Source organism: Ruegeria sp. SCP10 (assembly GCF_040329495.1).
Classification (GTDB): Bacteria; Pseudomonadota; Alphaproteobacteria; order Rhodobacterales; family Rhodobacteraceae; genus Ruegeria.
Window position 1 is genome coordinate 516140 of sequence record NZ_JBDZYF010000001.1, and the last position, 20071, is coordinate 536210.

Annotated in this window: 20 protein-coding genes and 3 tRNA genes; 16 read left to right on the forward strand and 7 right to left on the reverse strand. The window is 56.8% G+C overall.

Annotated features, from left to right (window positions below; genetic code table 11):
• Positions 1-123 precede the first annotated feature (123 nt).
• On the forward strand, positions 124-603 hold the full coding sequence (locus tag ABLN87_RS02615) for an Lrp/AsnC family transcriptional regulator (RefSeq protein ID WP_170537018.1): 480 nt from the start codon (positions 124-126) through the stop codon (positions 601-603).
• 136 nt (positions 604-739) lie between these two features.
• Here ABLN87_RS02615 and ABLN87_RS02620 read toward each other — a convergent pair whose 3' ends face one another.
• Positions 740-1921, reverse strand: a complete 1182-nt coding sequence (locus ABLN87_RS02620) for a cytochrome P450 (RefSeq protein ID WP_353008368.1) — start codon at positions 1919-1921, stop codon at positions 740-742.
• Positions 1922-1968: 47 nt separating this feature from the next.
• On the opposite strand from ABLN87_RS02620, the gene ABLN87_RS02625 reads away from it, so the two are divergent.
• The 7 genes from ABLN87_RS02625 (at position 1969) to ABLN87_RS02655 (ending at position 9432) form a co-directional block, all read left to right on the forward strand.
• A complete protein-coding gene (locus tag ABLN87_RS02625; RefSeq protein WP_353007281.1) occupies positions 1969-3702 on the forward strand; it encodes a sensor histidine kinase in 1734 nt (577 codons plus the stop codon).
• Positions 3699-4928: a sigma-54-dependent transcriptional regulator gene (locus tag ABLN87_RS02630; protein ID WP_353007283.1), complete on the forward strand. Its 1230-nt coding sequence runs from the start codon at positions 3699-3701 to the stop codon at positions 4926-4928. Before ABLN87_RS02625 ends, ABLN87_RS02630 begins: the two co-directional genes overlap by 4 nt.
• A 365-nt stretch (positions 4929-5293) precedes the next feature.
• Positions 5294-6295, forward strand: coding sequence for a DctP family TRAP transporter solute-binding subunit (locus ABLN87_RS02635; protein WP_353007286.1), 1002 nt, complete (start codon positions 5294-5296; stop codon positions 6293-6295).
• A gap of 112 nt (positions 6296-6407) precedes the next feature.
• Positions 6408-7085, forward strand: coding sequence for a TRAP transporter small permease (locus ABLN87_RS02640; RefSeq protein ID WP_353007289.1), 678 nt, complete (start codon positions 6408-6410; stop codon positions 7083-7085).
• Entirely contained in the window at positions 7085-8461 is a 1377-nt protein-coding gene (locus ABLN87_RS02645; protein ID WP_170537003.1) for a TRAP transporter large permease, read from the forward strand. Before ABLN87_RS02640 ends, ABLN87_RS02645 begins: the two co-directional genes overlap by 1 nt.
• Before the next feature lie 139 nt (positions 8462-8600).
• Positions 8601-8912: a DMT family transporter gene (locus ABLN87_RS02650; protein WP_170537001.1), complete on the forward strand. Its 312-nt coding sequence runs from the start codon at positions 8601-8603 to the stop codon at positions 8910-8912.
• 73 nt (positions 8913-8985) lie between these two features.
• Entirely contained in the window at positions 8986-9432 is a 447-nt protein-coding gene (locus ABLN87_RS02655) for a nucleoside deaminase (RefSeq protein WP_353007292.1), read from the forward strand.
• An 8-nt stretch (positions 9433-9440) separates the two neighbouring features.
• Here ABLN87_RS02655 and tpiA read toward each other — a convergent pair whose 3' ends face one another.
• On the reverse strand, positions 9441-10190 hold the full coding sequence (tpiA, locus tag ABLN87_RS02660) for a triose-phosphate isomerase (protein WP_353007294.1): 750 nt from the start codon (positions 10188-10190) through the stop codon (positions 9441-9443).
• A gap of 123 nt (positions 10191-10313) precedes the next feature.
• Between tpiA and ABLN87_RS02665 the strand changes: the two genes are divergently transcribed.
• A complete protein-coding gene (locus tag ABLN87_RS02665; protein WP_353007297.1) occupies positions 10314-11225 on the forward strand; it encodes an isopenicillin N synthase family dioxygenase in 912 nt (303 codons plus the stop codon).
• Here the strand turns inward: ABLN87_RS02665 and ABLN87_RS02670 are convergent.
• Positions 11222-11587 carry a HesB/IscA family protein gene (locus tag ABLN87_RS02670; RefSeq protein ID WP_170536994.1) on the reverse strand — a complete coding sequence of 122 codons (366 nt, stop codon included), beginning with the start codon at positions 11585-11587 and terminating at the stop codon, positions 11222-11224. The genes ABLN87_RS02665 and ABLN87_RS02670 overlap by 4 nt on opposite strands.
• A 156-nt stretch (positions 11588-11743) precedes the next feature.
• Here ABLN87_RS02670 and ABLN87_RS02675 point away from each other — a divergent pair, with 156 nt between their 5' ends.
• Positions 11744-12070, forward strand: a complete 327-nt coding sequence (locus ABLN87_RS02675; RefSeq protein WP_353007300.1) for a hypothetical protein — start codon at positions 11744-11746, stop codon at positions 12068-12070.
• Positions 12071-12302: 232 nt separating this feature from the next.
• On the opposite strand, the gene ABLN87_RS02680 is transcribed toward ABLN87_RS02675, so the two are convergent.
• The 3 genes from ABLN87_RS02680 to ABLN87_RS02690 form a co-directional block, all read right to left on the reverse strand.
• Positions 12303-12665 carry an SUF system Fe-S cluster assembly protein gene (locus ABLN87_RS02680; protein ID WP_170536990.1) on the reverse strand — a complete coding sequence of 121 codons (363 nt, stop codon included), beginning with the start codon at positions 12663-12665 and terminating at the stop codon, positions 12303-12305.
• A gap of 89 nt (positions 12666-12754) precedes the next feature.
• The gene (locus ABLN87_RS02685) at positions 12755-13033 is read right to left on the reverse strand and encodes an NfeD family protein (protein ID WP_353007303.1); all 279 of its coding nucleotides are present in this window, start codon (positions 13031-13033) and stop codon (positions 12755-12757) included.
• The gene (locus ABLN87_RS02690) at positions 13033-13923 is read right to left on the reverse strand and encodes an SPFH domain-containing protein (RefSeq protein WP_170536986.1); all 891 of its coding nucleotides are present in this window, start codon (positions 13921-13923) and stop codon (positions 13033-13035) included. The genes ABLN87_RS02685 and ABLN87_RS02690 overlap by 1 nt, the downstream gene beginning before the upstream one ends.
• Positions 13924-14087: 164 nt before the next feature.
• Here ABLN87_RS02690 and ABLN87_RS02695 point away from each other — a divergent pair, with 164 nt between their 5' ends.
• The 4 genes from ABLN87_RS02695 to lon all read left to right on the forward strand — a co-directional run bounded on the left by ABLN87_RS02695 (position 14088) and on the right by lon (position 19326).
• Positions 14088-14999 carry a nucleoside hydrolase gene (locus ABLN87_RS02695; protein WP_353007306.1) on the forward strand — a complete coding sequence of 304 codons (912 nt, stop codon included), beginning with the start codon at positions 14088-14090 and terminating at the stop codon, positions 14997-14999.
• Positions 15000-15062: 63 nt separating this feature from the next.
• A complete protein-coding gene (tgt, locus tag ABLN87_RS02700) occupies positions 15063-16193 on the forward strand; it encodes a tRNA guanosine(34) transglycosylase Tgt (protein ID WP_353007308.1) in 1131 nt (376 codons plus the stop codon).
• A 92-nt stretch (positions 16194-16285) separates the two neighbouring features.
• Positions 16286-16693, forward strand: a complete 408-nt coding sequence (locus tag ABLN87_RS02705; RefSeq protein WP_353007310.1) for a DUF6636 domain-containing protein — start codon at positions 16286-16288, stop codon at positions 16691-16693.
• A 224-nt stretch (positions 16694-16917) separates the two neighbouring features.
• A complete protein-coding gene (gene lon / locus ABLN87_RS02710) occupies positions 16918-19326 on the forward strand; it encodes an endopeptidase La (protein WP_353007312.1) in 2409 nt (802 codons plus the stop codon).
• Between the two features lie 107 nt (positions 19327-19433).
• Here lon and ABLN87_RS02715 read toward each other — a convergent pair.
• Positions 19434-19508, reverse strand: a tRNA-Val gene (locus tag ABLN87_RS02715).
• 201 nt (positions 19509-19709) lie between these two features.
• On the opposite strand from ABLN87_RS02715, the gene ABLN87_RS02720 reads away from it, so the two are divergent.
• Together ABLN87_RS02720 and ABLN87_RS02725 are read left to right on the forward strand one after the other, a co-directional pair.
• Positions 19710-19786: transfer RNA gene (locus ABLN87_RS02720), tRNA-Asp, on the forward strand.
• 52 nt (positions 19787-19838) lie between these two features.
• Positions 19839-19915 (forward strand) — tRNA-Asp (locus tag ABLN87_RS02725).
• The last annotated feature ends 156 nt before the right edge of the window (positions 19916-20071 follow it).

Genomic DNA, 20071 nt, shown 5'->3' on the forward strand with positions numbered 1-20071 from the left:
TGACTTGCTCATCAATATAGGAAATATTCCCGCTAAAGTGCCATATTGGTGATCAAATAAGAACGAATGTTTTGATGATTGAAAATAGCGGGACGCGGGTTCTAATATCGAAGGAAAACCGGAATGACGGTGCGGATAGACAGCACAGATCGGAAAATTTTGGCCGAGTTGCAGCGTGATGCCAGTCAGTCGCTGGATGAAATAGCGGCCCGGGTAGGCAGTTCCAAGACACCTGTTTGGAATCGAATCCGTAAACTGAAAAGTGCTGGCATTATTGGCCAGCAAACGGTTTTGCTGGATGCCGAGGCACTGGGGTTTGAAGCGACGTTTTTTGTTCTGATCCGGACCTCGGAGCATGAGGCAGACTGGCAGCGGAAGTTCCTGAAAGCGCTACGGGATCAGCCCGAGGTGCAAGAGGCGCACCGCCTGGCTGGGGATATCGATTACATCCTGAAAGTGCGCGTTAAAAACGCTCGCGCATACGATCAGTTCTATCAATCCCTGATCGCTGAAGTGCGCGTTCACAACGTGACCGCGTTGCTGTCGATGGAGGAGATCAAATCGACGACAATGCTGCCCCTGAGCGCATTGGCAGATGGCTAGGATGTCTTGGGGGCTCTGCCCCCGCCGCCCCTAAAGGGGCGACTCCCCCGGGATATTTGGGGCCAGATGAAGTCTGGATCCCCTGTTCATCTGGCCAAAAATATCCCCGCCGGAGGCATCGCGTGGCACGCGCGATTCAGTATTGAACCATCAGCTTTTCCAGGCCGTGGAAATGGTAGCTGTTTGAAAACTGCGGAGGTTCGGTCAATTGCAAATCGGGGCATCTGTCGAACAGGATTGGCAGGGCGATGCGCATTTCAAGACGGGCCAGCGGCGCGCCGACGCAGAAATGAAGACCGCCGCCAAAGCTGGAATTGGTTTGGACGGGCCGAGTTGGATCGAAAGGGGTTGGATCAGGCCAAGCCGCAGGGTCTCGATTGGCGGCCCCGAGCAGCAGTGCCACCTGATCGCCGCGTTTGAATGGATGACTGAAGACCTCGATGTCTTCATAGGCGTAGCGTGTGAACATATGTAGGGGCGGGTCGTAGCGCAGGATTTCTTCGACCGTGGAGTCTATGGCATCAGATGCGAGCGCAGTCGGGGTGGTTTGAGTTTGCAGTAGAGTTTTGACCCCATTGCCGAGCGAATGCACCGTTGCCTCATGCCCGGCGTTCAAAAGCAGGATACAGGTCGCGACCAGTTCATCCGTCGACAGTTTCTCTCCTTCTTCCTCAGCCGCAATCAGGCGGGTGATCAGATCATCGCGCGGGTCCATACGTCGTTGATCGATATAACCCAGAAGGAAGTCGGCAAACTCGCGCGAGGATTGCGCTGCCCGATGTTCTGTTTCGATCGTTCGGCTGGCCTGGTACATGGCGACCATATCATGGGACCAGCGCAAGAGATCCGGGGCCATTGCCTCGGGTACACCCAGAAGGCGGCAGATTGTGATGACCGGAACTTGGGTGCAGTAAGCCTGCAGCAGGTCGAACGGCGTATTGGGAAAGTGATCGATCAGTTCGTGGCAGAGCGTTTCGATGGAAGGTGCAAGACTGTTAATCGCCCGAGACGTGAAGGCGCGGGTGACCAGGGCGCGCAGGCGCGTGTGGCGAGGTGGTTCAGCTTCGAGCAGCGAATGCGCCTCGACCGCAAGCCACGGGGCCAGATGATCGGGCGCGGGTTGGGCATGTTCGGGTGGGACTTCACGGCCAAATCGTCGGTCACGAAACAGCGCCTGCACAGCTTTGTGTGAGGCTGCCGCGACCATCTGGTAGTCCTCCCAATAGAACAGATCGCCACAGGCGCGGGCCGTGTCGTAGAACGGGTACGGGTTTTGGACAAAAGCGATGTCGGTCGGGGATTGTGACAGGGTCTTCATGTCGCGCAGACTTGCCATCGGGCGTGGTGAATGCAAGACCCTATGTCATGCAGAGGCTTTGGGTCATTGCTGGATTCCTGTTGGCGGTTGGTTTGCTATCGACGGCTGTGTGGTCTTATGGGTATCGGCAAGCCCTGTCGCAGCTGAGCCAAAAGGCTGAGGCCGATCTGGAACTCGCCGCCGACCGGCTGAGTACGCAGATGCAAGTCTATCAAGAGCTTGCGGTGTTGATGGCTAACCATCCGACGCTGCAAGAGCTCAGTACTCCTGAGCAAGAACTGGCGGCCCGTCTGATGCTGCTGGATGTGGCGGACAAGACGGCCGCGATCAACATGATCTATCTGGATCAGACGGGCCGGGTTTTGGCATCCGCAAAGCCCATGGGGCCACGTAATATGGCCGAGCATCCAGCCTTCAAGCGCGCCCTGCAGGGGGCCATGGGCAGCGCGCATGGCGTTGAACCGGACAGCGGAAACAGGACGTATTCTTATGCCGCGCCCAGTTTCGGCCCCACAGGTCAGGTTGACGGCGCGCTTATGGTGGTCGCGGATGTTCAGGATGTAGAACAAACCTGGCGCGGCAGTACAGAAGCGGTGTTTTTTGTGGACAATGACGGAGTTGTCTTTATCTCAAACCGGTCCGATCTTTTGTTCTGGTCGCGGGCTGAGGGGCAACGGGGGCTGACACCGCCCGATGGGAGCCCGATTGATTTTGCCACGTCCTGGGTGGATGGGCACGAGCTCTGGTCGTTGAACTGGGGTCGCTATTTGCCTCAACGGGCTCTGCATCTGACACTTGATCTACCAGTGATCGACATGACGGCTGAGGTGCTGGTGGACGTGGCCCCGGCGCGGCGTTTGGCTGGGCTGCAGGCGGCGGCGGTTGCAGCGATCTGTCTGGCTTTCGGTGCGTTGTTGTTTCTGGCAACTGAACGACGGCGCACTCTGACTGAGGCAAATGCTGTGCTGGAAGGCCGCGTGGCGAAACGAACGCGTGACCTGACCACGGCCAATACCGCTTTGCGGCGCGAAGTGGCAGAGCGGCAGGAGGCCGAAGCGGCGCTGAAGAAAGCGCAAGCGGAATTGGTTCAGGCCGGTAAGCTCAGCGCTTTGGGTCAGATGTCGGCAGGCATCAGTCACGAGTTGAACCAACCGTTGATGGCAATCCAGCAATTTGCGGACAATGGCGCGGCCTATATGGAGCGCGGGCAAGGCGAGAAAGCTGGGAAAAACCTTGGGCGCATCTCAGAAATGGCGGCACGCATGGCGCGGATCATCAAAAACCTCAGGGCATTTGCTCGTAATGAGAGCGAGCCTATGGGGAAGGTCGATCTGGTGCAGGTCATCCAGTCGGCAATAGAACTGACCGAGCCTCGCCTGCGAGAGGAGCGGGTGACACTAAATTGGTGGCCTTCCTCGCATCCCGTGAACGCCTGGGGTGGAGAGGTCCGTCTGGCGCAGGTTTTTGTGAACCTGATTAACAACGCTATCGATGCCATGGACGGTCAGGCGGACAAACGGATCAGTATTCAAATCAATAGCGGTGATCGTCTGGTTGTGCTCATCCGCGATACAGGGCCGGGGATCGAAGATCCGGACAAACTGTTTGAACCTTTCTACACTACAAAATCCGTAGGCTCGTCCGAAGGTTTGGGGCTTGGGTTGTCGATCTCTTACGGATTGGTGCAAAGCTTTGGCGGCAATATCCGGGGTGCAAACGCGGAAGGTGGTGCTGTGTTCAGCGTGGAACTGGAGCATTTTGCAGAGGGTAAAGTGGCATGACGCGCAAAGTGCTTTTGGTGGATGATGACGCAGCGGTGCGCGAGGCGTTGTCACAGACGCTGGAGCTGGCGGAATGTGAGCCTCTGTCCGTGGGATCGTTTGTGGCAGCCAAGGATCATATACGCGCCGATTTTCCGGGTGTGATCCTGTCGGACATTAGAATGCCGGGGCGGGATGGGTTTCATCTGTTGATCTATGCACATGAGATTGACCCGGACCTGCCGGTTGTCCTGCTGACAGGTGAAGGCGATATCCCGATGGCGGTGAAAGCCATGGGGCAGGGTGCTTTCGATTTTTTGGAGAAGCCCTGCGCCGCTGCTGATTTGCTGACCGTGCTCGAACGCGCTTTTTCGGCGCGCTGTGAAGTTCTGCGTGAGCGTGCGCTAAAAACCGAGTTGGAGCGTGGCGACCCAGCGGCACGGTTGCTGTTTGGCTTGTCCGCGCAGGCAGCGGCTTTGCGCGACCGGGTCCGCAATGTTGCAATGACAGGCGCCGAGGTTTTGGTCACCGGTCCGCCGGGCAGCGGCATATCCAAGGTCGCGGAGGTTGTGCACCTGATGTCACCCGTTGCCCAGGGATCGTTTGTGAAACGCCCGGCCTCGGGGCTGAGCGCTGATGATCTGGTACAAAGCGCTGCTTCTGCTGTCGGCGGATCGTTGTTTCTGGACGAGATATCGGCGTTGCCGGTGGCAACCCAATACGCCGCGCTTGAGCTGATGGAACAGGGCACTGAGACGCGTATTATCGCGGGAACAACCACTGATCTGTCAGCGCTTTCAGACCAGGGTCAGTTCAACGCCGATCTCTTCTATCGGTTGGATGTGATGCGGGTGCGTATTCCGTCATTGGCAGAACGGCCTGAAGATATTCCTGTCATCTTCCGCCACTACGTTGCGCAAGCGGCTGAACAGGCAGGCATTCCCGAGCCAGAGATCACTTCGGAACACCTTGCCTCGCTGATGGCGCGTGACTGGCCGGGCAATGCGCGGTCTCTGATGTCGGCAGCGATGCGTTTTGTTCTGGGGATGCCGGACGATGTGGCGCAAGCGGCTGAGCTTGGGCTCAGCGATCAGATGGCGCGGGTCGAACGATCGTTGCTGATCGCTGCGTTAGGGCGGCACAATGGCAAGGCCTCGGACGCGGCAAAGGCCCTGAAACTGCCGCGCAAGACGTTTTATGACAAACTCGCGCGGTACCAGATCAAACCGGAAGACTACCGAAGATAAGCAGGTATTCCTGCCAACTTAACCCGCATGTCATGCGGGCAAGTTGTTGGACCGGGCAGCCCGCTGGCGCGGGCTGCGGTCGGTGCGATTGGGTATCAAATGCGATTCGTACCAATTGATTCGAAATCCGTGCGAAAATCCGCACATACAAGATTTCTGATGTGCGGATTTTCGCACAAGCGAGTTGCCTTGTGTAGAGGGGTGGTTCGGGATTAAGTGTAAAATATTGTTATTAAATATAAAAATAGAGGAATGACTATAGTCGATCAAATCGTTGTGCCGTTAGAGTTGATTCGTTTGACTGCCCGGCATGCGGTGCCCGTGTGGCACCTATTGAACTGTTTTGAAGTCAGGGAGGAAAACAGATGAAACTTCTAGCAACCGCCGCAACGGCGATGGCGCTTACGGTAACCGCCACAGCAGGCATGGCGGCCTGTGACGACGGCGAGATTGTCGTCAAATTCGCGCATGTAACCAACACCGACAAACACCCCAAGGGCATTGCCGCCTCGCTGCTGGAGCAGCGCGTCAATGACGAGATGCAGGGCGTGATGTGCATGGAGGTCTACCCGAACTCCACCCTCTACAACGATGACAAAGTGCTTGAGGCGATGCTGCAGGGCGATGTGCAACTGGCCGCGCCGTCGCTGTCGAAGTTCGAGAAATTCACCAAGCAGTTCCGCTTGTTTGACCTGCCGTTCATGTTCAAGAACATCGATGCTGTGGACGCATTCCAGGCATCAGCAGATGGTCAGGCGATGAAAGACAGCATGCAGCGTCGTGGCCTGCAAGGGCTGGCCTTCTGGCACAATGGCATGAAGCAGATGTCGGCCAACAAGCCTTTGGTTGATCCGTCCGATGCAGATGGCCTGAAGTTCCGTGTGCAATCTTCGGACGTTCTGGTTGCTCAGATGGAAGCCATTGGTGGCAGCCCGCAGAAAATGGCCTTCTCGGAAGTCTACGGCGCGCTGCAGCAGGGCGTTGTGGACGGGCAGGAGAACACCTGGTCGAACATCTACGGCAAGAAGTTCTTTGAGGTGCAGGACGGCATTACCGAAACCAATCACGGTATCATCGACTATCTGGTTGTGACCTCGGTGGACTGGCTGGACAGCCTGGATTCGGAAGTGCGTGACCAGTTCACGACAATTCTGGCCGAAGTGACCGAGCAGCGGAATAAGGAAGCCTTTGCCGTGAACGAAGAGGCTAAAGCGTCAATCACAAATGCGGGCGGTATCATCCGCGATCTGACACCCGAACAACGTCAGGCCTGGGTCGATGCGATGAAACCCGTTTGGGATCAATTCGCCGGTGACGTAGGTCAGGACAAGATCGACGCCGCTCAGGCGATCAACGCCGGGTTCTGATCCGGATCGGGCCACGCGTCGGGGGACTGGGGAGTATTCGACGCGCCGGCCGGGCGGGCTGTGAAAGCCCGCCCGCTATCACTCTCATCACAAAAATTGCGGGGACAGAAAGATGTCTGGTGCGAAATCCGGCCCAGCCGGGCTGGTCGACCATATCGAAGAAACCCTGATCGCATTGCTGCTGGGCCTGATGACGGCCGTGACTTTTGCCAATGTGATCGCCCGGTTCTTCTTTAATTCCAATATTCTATGGGCGCTGGAGCTGACAGTGTTCATGTTCGGCTGGCTGGTGCTGCTGGGGGCGTCTTATGCGGTGAAAAAGCACGCGCATCTGGGCGTTGATGCGATCTTGAACATGCTGGCCCCTGGACCGCGCCGCATATTGGCGCTGATTGCCGTCGCCTGTTGTCTGGTCTTCTCGCTTTTGCTGCTCAAAGGGTCCTATGACTACTGGGCGGTGTTCGCGGATTTGCCGCCCACATCAGGCCGCTGGTTTCCCACGGGTCTGAATTTTGATGCGCGCAGTCAGAGCTTTTATGAAGTTGACGATATCCCGATGATCGCTCCGCTGCGGTTTCTGGAGGGCCTGATCAACTACGGCGAATATTACGAAAAACTTCCCAAGGTCGTTCCTTACTTCATCCTACCCCTGTCGATGCTGCTGCTGGTGATCCGCTTTGCGCAGGTCGCCGTTCAGATCTGGCGTGGTGAGACCGACCGCCTGGTCGCCAGTCACGAGGTCGAGGACGAGATCGAAGAGGTCCGGGCTCAGCAAGGAGAGCACAACTAATGGACGTCGTACTTCTCTTTTCAATGGTCATTGGCCTCCTGCTGATCGGTGTTCCGATTGCCGTGGCTTTGGGCCTCAGCTCGACCCTGTTCCTGCTGATCTATTCCGACAGTTCATTGGCTTCGGTCGCAGGAACATTGTTTGAGGCGTTCGAGGGGCACTTTACCCTTCTTGCGATCCCGTTCTTCATTTTGGCCTCGTCCTTCATGACGACGGGTGGCGTGGCGCGGCGGATCATCCGGTTCTCCATTGCCTGTGTGGGGCATTTGCCGGGCGGTCTGGCAATCGCGGGTGTGTTCGCCTGTATGCTGTTTGCAGCACTGTCCGGATCGTCGCCAGCGACTGTTGTCGCCATCGGATCCATCGTGATCGCTGGGATGCGGCAGGTTGGTTACTCGAAAGAGTTCGCCGCCGGTGTGATCTGTAACGCGGGTACGCTGGGCATTCTGATCCCGCCTTCGATTGTGATGGTGGTCTACGCCGCGGCCGTCGAGGTTTCGGTCGGGCGCATGTTTCTGGCCGGTGTCATTCCGGGCCTGATGGCCGGTCTGATGCTGATGATCACCATCTATGTTATGGCCAAGGTTAAGAATCTGCCGAAGGGCGATTGGAAGGGCTGGGGCGAAATCTTCGTCTCGGCGCGCGAGGCTGGTTGGGGCCTGTTCCTGATCGTGATCATCCTGGGCGGTATCTATGGTGGTATCTTCACACCAACCGAGGCCGCAGCCGTGGCCGCTGTCTACGCCTTTCTGATTGCCAGCTTTGTCTACAAGGATATGGGGCCGCTTAGCACGGAAGAAGGGACCGCGAATATCTCGCTGTTCAAGAAACCCCACGCGTTGATCACAGCGTTCTTCCATCCTGACACCAAGCACACGCTGTTCGAGGCTGGAAAGCTGACCGTCACGCTGCTGTTCGTGATCGCCAACGCGTTGATCCTGAAACATGTTCTGACCGACGAACAGGTGCCGCAGCACATTGCCGAGGCGATGCTGTCTGCTGGCCTGGGTCCTGTAACCTTCCTGATCGTAGTGAATGTGATCCTGCTGATCGGTGGTCAGTTCATGGAACCTTCAGGTCTGTTGGTGATCGTTGCACCTCTGGTGTTCCCGATTGCAATCGAACTGGGCATCGACCCGATCCATTTGGGCATCATCATGGTGGTGAACATGGAAATCGGGATGATCACACCGCCGGTTGGGCTGAACCTGTTCGTGACCTCTGGTGTTGCCGGCATGCCTATGATGGGTGTCGTGAAGGCTGCGCTGCCTTTCCTGGCGGTGCTGTTCGTCTTCCTGATTATGGTGACCTATATCCCGTGGATTTCGACCTTCCTGCCGAACTCGGTCATGGGGCCTGAAATCATAACGAACTAGCGCGTGGATGGCCGGGCAGCAGATGTTGCCCGGCCGGACTTGAACCCCGGGACCGGGATACCCATCTTTGGGTCAGAGGACGACCTCCCCACCACGGGCAGATCATGCGGGACGACCCGCTTTGATACGGGGTCACCTCATGGCATGGATCATGCTTGTTTTTGCCGGAATACTAGAAATTGTTTGGGCGGGTGCGATGAAGCAATCCGCTGGTTTTACACGGCTGTGGCCGACCGCGATCATGGGCGTTTCGATGATCGGGTCGTTTGGACTACTGTCGCTGGCGATGCGAGACCTGCCGCTAGGCACCGCTTACACGATCTGGGTGGGTATTGGTGCGGTTGGCGCGTTCGTGGTTGGCGTCACCGTGTTGGGTGAAGCGCTGACTCCTATGCGCTTGTTGGCCGCGGCCCTCATCATTGCGGGGATCGTAACCATGAAGCTTGCGTGATGGCGGCGTTGACGCCTGCATCTGTATTCGTCACGCTGCTTACAAAACACCGATCCGAGGAGGTTTGCGCGACATGATGACAGACACCGACATGCGCCTACTGCGCATTGCCTATGATGAGGCGAAAGCGGGGTTTGACGAAGGTGGCTGCCCAATCGGATCGGTGTTGGCGCGGGGTGGAGAGATTGTATCCAGAGGGCGCAACCAACGGGTGCAGCGTGGTGACCCGATCGCCCATGGCGAAATGGATGCCTTGCGCAAAGCGGGGCGACAGAAGACCTATCTTGATACGGTCCTTTATACCTCTTTGTCACCCTGCATGATGTGTGCGGGCACCATCGTGCAATTCGGAATCCCACGAGTAGTGATCGGGGACACTCAGAACTTTGGCGGTAATGAAGCGTTTCTGCGTGAACGCGGCGTTGAGGTTGTCTTAGCCGAAGACCCAGAATGTATCGCCTTGATGAAGCGGTTTATCGCGGAGAAGCCCGAGCTTTGGGCGGAAGATATCGCTGAGTAACATCCGTCTCACATCGCACGCAATGCGTCGACAATGCCCGAGAAATCATCTGCTTTCAGACTTGCGCCGCCCACCAGCGCGCCATCCACATTGGATACGCCAAAAATCTCCGCCGCGTTCGACGGCTTGACCGAGCCACCGTAAAGCACGCGCACCGAACGTCCAACACCCTCGCCAAATCGGCGTTCAAGACGGGCACGAATGAAATCGTGTACGGCCCCAATCTCGTCCAGAGTTGGGACTTTGCCGGTGCCAATGGCCCAGATCGGTTCATAGGCGATGATCAGGTTCTCGCCAGTGGATTGATCGGGGATCGAGCCTGACATCTGACCGCCAATGATGTCCAGCGTGTTGGCCGCTTCGCGCTGTTCTAAGCTTTCACCGACGCAGATGACGGCTTGCAGCCCTGCGTCCATGGCAGCACGGGCCTTTGCGCGGATATCTTCATTTTGTTCGCCATGGTCCACACGGCGTTCCGAATGGCCCAGGATCACCGCCGAGGCGCCCGCATCCCGCAGCATCTCGGCGCTGATATCGCCGGTATGTGCACCCGCGCTTTCCGCGTGGCAATCCTGGCCACCAACGGCCACACCAGAGCTTTCGACGGTTGTCGCCGCACGCTCTAGCAACGTGGCTGGCGGGCAGATCAGGATATCGACCTCGGGTGTTGGATAGCGCGCTGCCAAAGCTTCAAGCTCGGCAAGGGCCGCGCCGGTTCCGTTCATTTTCCAGTTTCCCGCCGCCAGCTTGCGCCGCATATCCGTTTCTCCTGCTAGATCCGCGATTTGCCTTTCGGATAGCACCGTTGATCGGAGCTTACAATTCCGGTTGCAGTTCCGGCTGCACCTCGGCACGGTCCGCCGTGATTCGGTGAGGGCGCCATGATTGATAATCTTGATCTCGAAAAACTGGATAGCCGCGACAAGGACGAACTTGCCCGGCTTCAGCAAGCCATCGGGCAGGTGGGTTTTTTAACCATCGGAAATACCGGGCTGAGCGCTGAACGGGTGCAGCAGGTGATTTCGACTTACTTCGACTTCTTCCGGCTGCCTGAGCAGGATAAGAAACTGGTCGATATGGCTGCGACCGGGTCAAACCGGGGGTGGGGCGCGCCGAAATCTGAACAGGTGGATCCGAACGCCAACCCGGATTTCAAAGAGGTCTTTGATTGCGGCTATGAACTGCCTGAGCTGAGCCCGTATCGCGCGCGCAGACTGAGCGTCTATGCGCCGAACCAGTGGCCCGAGGCGCCGGAAAGCTTCGAGCGGACCATCCGTGCCTATTATGAGGATGCGTGTGGTGTAGCAATGCGGGTACTACGCGCCATCGCCGTGGCCCTGGGTCGAGATGCTGACAGTTTCGACACGGCCTTTGACACGCCAATGGCTCTGCTGCGCGGGAATTATTATCCGCAGCGGCCTGTATGGGCGGGCGAGAGGGATTTTGGCATTGGGGCCCATACCGATTATGGCTGCCTGACCCTGCTGGCAACCGATGGAACCGCAGGCCTGGAAGTTCGTATGCCTGACGGGACCTGGGAAAAGGTCGAGGCCGCGCCAGGTACGTTCATCATCAACTTTGGTGAAATGCTTGAGTTCTGGACCGCAGGCCGCATCAAGGCTACCGAACACCGGGTGGTTGGCGGGGCTCATGAACGGATTTCGGTCCCGTTGTTCTTTAACCCGTCCTACGACACCAATGTCGCGCCGCCTGAGTCAGATCAGATGATTTCGGCAGGTGAGCACCTGACGAAACGCTTCAACGAAACCTATGTGCATTTAAAGTCGGCCTAAGCCTGCGAAGACAGGCTTTCGTCAAATTTGATTGACTCGCCGCATCCGCAGGCGTCGACCACGTTCGGGTTTCTGAACTTGAAACCGGATTCAAGCAGCGAGACCTCATAGTCAATCTCGGTGCCGAACAGGAACATCTGTGCCATAGGGGCGATCATTACGCGTGCGCCGTCTTGCTCGACGACCTCATCATGGGGGTCGGCCTCATCCACATAATCCATGGTGTATTCCATGCCAGCGCAGCCGCCCTTTTTGACGCCGATGCGCAGACCGGCATGCCCACCTGTTGTCATCAGGCGGGTGATCTGCTCTGCAGCTTTGGGCGTCATGGTCACGGCTTGTTTGCCGGGAATGCCGAACATCTGTGTCTCCGTCGTCACGCGTTTGTTTTAATCTAGGCCCGACACGGGCCGGGCTCAAGAGAGCGCGCATTCAATTTCTGTTTCTGCTGCGGGTTGTCATCGGTGGCTGGGTCGCTTTAGCCTGCGAGCAGATTGTTTTGAAAGAGGTCAGACGCGATGACGGTGCAACACATAGCTACAAAATGCATCATGATGAGTTTGCTCTGCTTCGCTGTTGCGCAACCGGCGATGGCTGCCGATGATACAAAGCGGCATCCAGTTAACTGCGCGACTGCACCCGGTGATTTACGCGCGATCGCAGCTGAGAAGCGACATGCTGAAGATCAGCAGGTCGAAAGTGTTGTTTCGATTCTGCCTGCTGGTGCTTTGCTGGGTCTGGTGACGGGAACTGAGAACAAACATCTTAAGATGTTAGCAGGCGACTATATCAAACAGCTTGATGCACGCGCAGCCGAGATCAGATCGACTTGTGGTATACCATAAGTGCTTGTTAAAAATTGAAAAGACCGCTCTCGGGCAAGAGCGGTCCAAATTCGGGGCCGAGCGACGGGGGGCGGCGCATTGGTCACGGCCCAAGTGCATCACTGCGTTCAACCTGTGCGATTGCAGATGCGCCGTATATGTCGCGCAGCAATGTGACAGCCGACACACAGCAAGGTAACGCAAAAGCTAATGTTTTGTGACAATCAGCCTTCAGCAGGCTGTTCAGGCTGAATTACATAAAGCCGAGTTCTAGCCGCGCTTCGTCGGACATCATGTCCATGCCCCAAGGGGGTTCCCATGTCAGTTCGACATCAACTTCTTTCACGCCAGCCACGGGTTCGATGGCTTCGACAATCCAGCCTGGCATTTCCCCGGCAACCGGGCATCCCGGGGCGGTCAGGGTCATGATGACTTTGACGGCATTATCTTCCTTGATGTCGATCGTGTAGATCAAGCCCAGGTCATAGATATTGACTGGAATTTCAGGGTCATAGACCGTTCGGCATGCATCCACCACTTGATCGTATAGAGGATGTTCGATTGTCGAGGGCGCAATCAAGGGTGCACCTTCAAACTGTTCGCTGGGATGGGTCATCATTGCCTCGGGTCAGTTGCCTGACTTTTTATATAGGGAATGGCCTGCCCAGCGTCCAGTCATGCCGTCCGGGCAATGCCAGAATGGTGTCAGTCATTGATATCGTGCTGGAATGTTTTCACTTGGCCATGCGGCAGGGCAAACATGCGGCGCAAAATCAGCCAGGCAATCAGGGACAGAACCGCAAAAATCAGCAACAGGATCGGCAGCGACGGCGCGACTCCGGGGATGACCAGAATCAAACCTGTGATCGCGGCTCCGATTGCAAAGCCCAGAAAGATGAACCCGGGCAGAACCAGTTCCAGTATGCCGAGCGCCAAGGCGCCCGCCAACCAGATCCACCATGTCAGCCAAAAGGGATCAGCCATTACTTTGCTCCTTTCAGCATCTTAAACGCATCTCCAAATGCTTCCAAGGCGTTGGCCGGAACAACGATAGTCTGTTTGCCCGAACCATTGCCCAATGCGTTGAGCGATTCCACCTGTTTCAGGGCAACCTGATACTGAGCAGCCTCAATCCCGTTGTCCTGAATGGCCTTGGCCACGACACCGGTAGCGTAGGCTTCGGCATCGGCCTGAATACGGCGGGCTTTGGCCGATTGCTCGGCGGCATACAACTCGGCATCTGCCTGCAGCTCAACCGCGCGTTTTTGACCTTCGGCCTCGGTCACTTGTGCGCGTCGTGCGCGTTCGGCGTTCAGCTGCTGCAACATCGCGTCCCGTGTTGCTTGGTCAAGGTTCACGTCCAGAATTTCTGCACGCGTCACCTCAATCCCCCAGTCATCCACGGCGGTTTCGACGCTTTCCTGAATACGGCTGATCAGCTGCGAACGGTTCGATTGAACCTCATCCAGATCCATTTTACCAATTTCCGCCCTGACGATACCGGCGACGGTGGTGGCAATCGCGCCGTCCACATCGCGGATACGGTAGACAGTCTTTTCCGGCTCCAGAATCCGGTAGAATACTGATGTGTCGATCTGCACCAACACGTTGTCCTTGGTAATCGCGTCCTGCGTTGCATTTGGCAGCTGACGTTCCAGGATCGAGATCTTGTGGCGTGCAACATCCAGAAATGGAACGATAAAGTTGATGCCGGGTCCAAGCACCGAGTGCAAACGCCCGAACCGTTCAACAACGTATTTCTCAGATTGGGGCACGATTTTAATGCCCTTGAGAATAACGATGACGACCAGAACGGCGCCAAGCAGGTAGATAATATTCGATGAAAGCAATCCGATGATCTGCTCTTCTGTCATATCTGTCCTCTTTTATTGTGTACTATAGTATACATTTGGGGATTGAGTCGCCCGATTTCAACTCTGGTATGGCGTGAATGCGGTTGGTTGCAAATAGTGTCGTGCCTGGGCGAAGACGACAGTGATCGCTTTGCATCTGCATGTGACTGCGGTATCGGGGCGGAATGAAACTGATAATTGATACAGACCCCGGCATCGATGACGCAATGGCCATCGCCTACGCTGCCGCGGCACCCGAAATAGACCTGATCGGTCTGACCACCGTTTTTGGCAATACACATGTCCACCAATCAAGCCGGAACGCGCGGTTTCTGGTCGATAAACTAGGTTTGGATATCCCTGTTGCCCAAGGTGCAAGCGCGGCTCATGGCAAAGACGATCACAGCCCATCCGAGCATGTGCACGGGCCAGAAGGCTTTGGTGATCTGACCGATATCCCCGAGATCGGGCAGAACCATGATCTGACAGCGGCTGAGTTTCTGGTCGAAATGGCGCGCGAACATGCTGGCGAACTGGTGGTCTGTGCCGTCGGTCCGCTCACCAATATCGCTGATGCGATGGCACTGGACCCGGCGTTTTCAAAGAATCTTGGGCGGTTGGTGATCATGGGGGGCGCTGTCTATTGCCCCGGAAATATCACCCCGCATGCCGAAGCCAATATCTATCACGATGCGCATGCGGCAGATGCGGTCTTTACCGCGCCGCCCGAAACGGTTCTGGTGGGTTTGGATGTGACGCTGAAAACGCTGTATCAAAACGCGGATTTTGAGGCGCTGGCGCAGAAATCAGCCGATATGGGGGTGTTCCTGCGGGATATCTCCAAGTTCTATTTGCAGTTCTACAAGGAGATCGGCGGCCTGGATGGCTGTGGCCTACATGACTCCACCGCGGTGATTGCCTGCACCCATGACCACATGTTCGACTTGGTTCAAACCGGGGTGCAGGTGATTACCGAAGGGGATGCGTTGGGCGCGACAATACCACAGGATGGCCGCCCGCCCGTGACCGTGTGTCGAGATGTGGATGGGGCAGGGGTGGTTGACCTCTTCACGGCCCGGGTCGCCTCGCTGCCTTGACGGGTTGCAATGCATCAGCGGATCGGGCAAAGCCTGCCCGGTTCCGCTATCCGAGATACTGACATGACCCAGCCGTTTTCATTTGACCTCAAAGCCACCGATGGCAAGGCCCGCACAGGTGTGATCAACACGCCCCGCGGTGAGGTGCGCACGCCAGCGTTTATGCCAGTCGGGACGGCGGCGACGGTCAAGGCGATGATGCCAGAAAGCGTGCGCGCCACTGGGGCGGATATCCTACTGGGAAACACTTATCATCTGATGCTGCGTCCCACGGCTGAACGGATCGATCGGCTAGGTGGTCTACACAAGTTCATGAACTGGGGCCGGCCCATTCTGACAGACTCGGGTGGGTTTCAGGTTATGTCTCTGGCCGGGCTTCGCAAGCTGACCGAAAAGGGCGTGACCTTCAAATCCCATGTGGATGGATCCAAACATGAGTTGACGCCGGAACGGTCGATGGAGATCCAACGCCTGCTGGGCTCGGATATTGTGATGTGTTTCGACGAATGCCCCTCTCTGCCTGCTGATCGGGATCGGATTGCCGAGTCGATGCGTCTGTCGATGCGGTGGGCCGAGCGGTCTCGGGACGCGTTTGGTGACCGTCCGGGCCATGCGTTGTTCGGCATTATGCAAGGTGGTTTGGAACAGGACCTGCGCGCAGAAAGCGCCGAGGCGCTGAAAGCCATTGGTTTTGAAGGCTACGCTATCGGTGGATTGGCTGTCGGTGAGGGGCAGGAGGCGATGTTCGACTGCCTCAACTACGCGCCCGACTTTCTGCCCACGGACAAGCCGCGCTATCTGATGGGCGTAGGCAAACCCGACGATATTGTAGGTGCCGTTGCGCGCGGCGTTGACATGATGGATTGCGTATTGCCATCACGCTCCGGGCGTACGGGGCAGGCGTTTACGAGACGTGGTGTCGTCAACATCAAAAACGCCCGCCATGTCGATGATCCGCGCCCGCTGGACGAGGAATGCTCTTGCCCGGCCTGTTCGAACTATTCACGCGCCTATCTGCATCATGTGTTCCGGTCTAATGAGATGATTTCGGGCATGCTGCTGACTTGGCACAATTTGCACTACTTCCAGGACATCATGCAGGGCATGCGGGATGCGATCGCCGCCGGAACCTTCGACGCGTGGCAGGCTGAGTTTCATGCAACACGCGCGCAGGGTGATATCGAGCCGCTGTAGCCATCCCGTTCGGGTGACAATTGCGTGGTTTTCAGGTAGTCTAAGACCACTTCAAGCAATGCTATTTTTTGTTCGTGACCCGGAGAGTTTTTATGTTTCGCCTTTTTCTCGGTGCAGCTGTTTTCTGCGCGACACCTGCCATTCCAGATGTCTGGACCTTTGAAACCCCATCCGAAAATATTCAGTGTTCGGTAGGGGAAGGCGCTGAGTCTTCTGATATCCAGTGCACGATAATCGAAAAGTCTGGCCAGCCCGCGTTGCCGCGGCCTTCGGACTGCCAATCCGACTGGGGCCATGATTTCCTGATGTTCGATACCGGCCCCGTGGAAATGCTGTGCCAGCCGCTAAATCGAAACCGCGGCGGGTTTGACCGCGCGGAATATGGGGTCACGGGCCAGTTTGGTGGGTTTACGTGCAGTTCTTCTCGGAAAGGTCTTGAGTGTCGCAATCAGGACGGCCACGGATTTTTCCTGTCTCGCGCCGTGCAGCGCGTGTTCTGAGTTTTGGCTGCGTATTTTGCATGCGTGGCGCTCTAATTTCGGTGGATATCTCGGTCGGGCGCCTTGCAGTCCGGAAAACCTCGGGTCATGCTGCGAACTGAGACATGATGGTGAGGTTGAAATAGGGCCCATACAGCCCCACCTTTAACCATCCAAGACAGGAGACGGCCAGCGGTTGCCTCACGCAGGGACCAGAGCCGTCTTGCCAACGATAAGGATAGAGCATGCAAGAGCCTCTGAATTCCTCATACCCCGTCCTGCCGCTGCGCGATATTGTGGTGTTTCCGCATATGATCGTGCCGCTGTTCGTGGGCCGAGACAAATCGGTCCGCGCGCTGGAAGAGGTGATGCAGGATGATAAGCAAATTCTGTTGTCCAGCCAGATCGACCCCGGTGTCGATGACCCGGAAGTGGACGGCATCTATCAGGCCGGCGTTCTGGCCAATGTGCTGCAACTGCTGAAACTGCCCGATGGCACCGTGAAGGTGTTGGTCGAGGGGCAGGCACGCGTGCAGATCACGGAGTTCCTTGAAAACGATCAGTTTTTCGAGGCTCGTGCCGAATACCTGACTGAAATTCCGGGCGATGTCACCACGACCCAGGCGCTGCTGCGCACAGTGGCGGATGAGTTCGAGCGCTATGCCAAAGTGCGCAAAAACATCCCCGAAGAAGCCCTGACCGCAGTCGGTGAAACCACCGAACCCGCCAAGCTGGCTGATCTGGTGTCGGGTCACCTGGGTATTGAGGTCGAGCAAAAGCAGGAACTGCTTGAGACGCTCTCGGTCAGCGAGCGGCTTGAGAAGGTCTATGGCCTGATGCAGGGTGAAATGTCGGTCCTGCAGGTCGAGAAAAAAATCAAGACTCGCGTCAAATCCCAGATGGAGAAGACGCAGCGCGAGTATTATCTGAATGAGCAGATGAAGGCCATTCAGAAGGAGCTTGGCGATGGCGAGGACGGCTCGAACGAAGTTGCCGAGCTGGAAGAGAAAATCGCCGAGACCAAGCTGTCGAAAGAAGCGCGTGAAAAGGCCGAAGGAGAGCTTAAAAAGCTCCGTAATATGAGCCCGATGTCGGCTGAGGCCACCGTTGTGCGCAACTATCTGGATTGGATTCTCTCGTTGCCGTGGGGTACCAAATCCCGCGTCAAAAAGGATCTGGGTCGCGCGCAGGATATTCTGGATGCGGACCACTATGGGCTTGAGAAGGTCAAAGAGCGGATCGTTGAGTATCTGGCGGTTCAGCAGCGCTCGAAAAAGCTGAAAGGCCCGATCCTGTGTCTTGTTGGCCCTCCGGGTGTGGGTAAGACTTCGCTGGGTAAGTCCGTTGCCAAAGCCACGGGGCGCGAGTTCATTCGCATTAGCTTGGGTGGTGTGCGCGACGAATCCGAGATTCGCGGTCACCGTCGGACTTACATTGGCTCAATGCCCGGTAAGATCATTCAGGCGCTGAAGAAGGCGAAAACCACAAACCCGCTCATCCTACTCGACGAGATCGACAAGATGGGGCAGGACTTCCGTGGCGATCCGGCCTCGGCGATGCTTGAAGTGTTGGACCCGGAACAGAACAGCACGTTCATGGATCACTATCTTGAGGTCGAATATGACCTGTCCAACGTGATGTTCCTGACGACCTCGAACAGCTACAACATGCCCGGGCCTCTGCTGGACCGGATGGAGATCATCCCGCTGGCTGGTTACACCGAAGAGGAAAAGAGCGAGATCGCCAAGCAGCACCTGATCAGCAAGCAGGTCAAGAACCATGGTCTGAAGGCCAAGGAGTTTGAGCTGACCGATGAGGCGTTGCAGTCGATCATCCGCACCTACACCCGCGAGGCGGGTGTGCGGAACCTTGAACGTGAGATCGCCAAGGTGGCGCGGAAATCGCTGACCAAGATCATCAAGAAAGAGGCGGACTCGGTTACCGTGACGCCGGAAAATCTGGATGACTTCCTTGGTGTGCCCAAGTTCCGCTATGGTCTGGCCGAGCAGGACGATCAGATCGGCGTTGTGACCGGTCTGGCCTGGACCTCCGTGGGCGGTGACCTGCTGCATATCGAAGCGCTGAAACTGCCCGGCAAGGGTCGGATGAAGACCACCGGTAAGCTGGGCGACGTTATGAAGGAATCCATCGATGCGGCCTCGTCTTATGTGCGGTCGATCTCGCCCAAAATCGGGGTAAAGCCGCCCCAGTTCGACAAGCTGGACATCCACGTCCACGTGCCGGATGGCGCGACGCCCAAGGATGGCCCGTCGGCTGGTCTGGCGATGGTCACGTCGATTGTGTCTGTGCTGACCGGTATTCCGGTGCGCAAAGACATTGCCATGACGGGCGAGGTATCCCTGCGCGGGAACGCCATGCCGATAGGTGGGTTGAAAGAAAAACTGCTGGCGGCCCTGCGCGGTGGCATCAAGACGGTTCTGATCCCGGAAGAAAACGAAAAGGATCTGGCCGAAATTCCAGACAACGTGAAAGAAGGGCTGGAAATCATCCCTGTCAAACACGTCTCGGAAGTGTTGAAGCTGGCGCTGGTGCGTGATCCTGAACCCATTGAATGGGACGAGGCTGCTGAGGAAGCAGCCGCGGCGGCAGCAAAAGCGGCTGAGAGTGCAGGCCCGGCAGCGACGGCGCACTAAGCTTCTCAGATAAGGTTACAAGGGCGAGCAGAAATGCTCGCCTTTTTGACGGCGCATCTGGAAATCCAGGACACGGGAGCGTTTCAATATGATCAACATTGGTAAGATGGTGGGTGATAAGAGATTTGAACTCCTGACATCTTCGATGTGAACGAAGCGCTCTACCACTGAGCTAATCACCCATAGCGCGTGCTGTTATCGTGTCCTAAAAGGCTGCGCAAGCCCGAGCTGCTCGGAAATGCCGTGTGAGGCACGAAAATGGGGCCTTCGATTTGGGCCGTATGGAAAAATCAGGCTTCTGTTAAAAAACTTCAAAACGCCGCTTGACGATGCCGGGGCGGGGCCATAATACACCCCAACGTTCCATCGGGAACGGGCAGTGGGCGGTTGTAGCTCAGTTGGTTAGAGTACCGGCCTGTCACGCCGGGGGTCGCGGGTTCGAGCCCCGTCAACCGCGCCATCACTGTCAGCCTTTGATCCAGGCAAACGGATCGGACATAGACCCAAAATGCGCGGTTGTAGCTCAGTTGGTTAGAGTACCGGCCTGTCACGCCGGGGGTCGCGGGTTCGAGCCCCGTCAACCGCGCCATTTTCCCTTGATCATGTCACGTTGCCAGAGCGCTGGTCGCATCGCGCCTATCTGCATCGCATCTTGTCAGGATGTGTCGGCAATAATCCAAAAGTTCCGCCTTTGTTCTAACTTTTCTGTTGGAGACTCAGCGCCACTCGCCTATTTCTGAGGGAC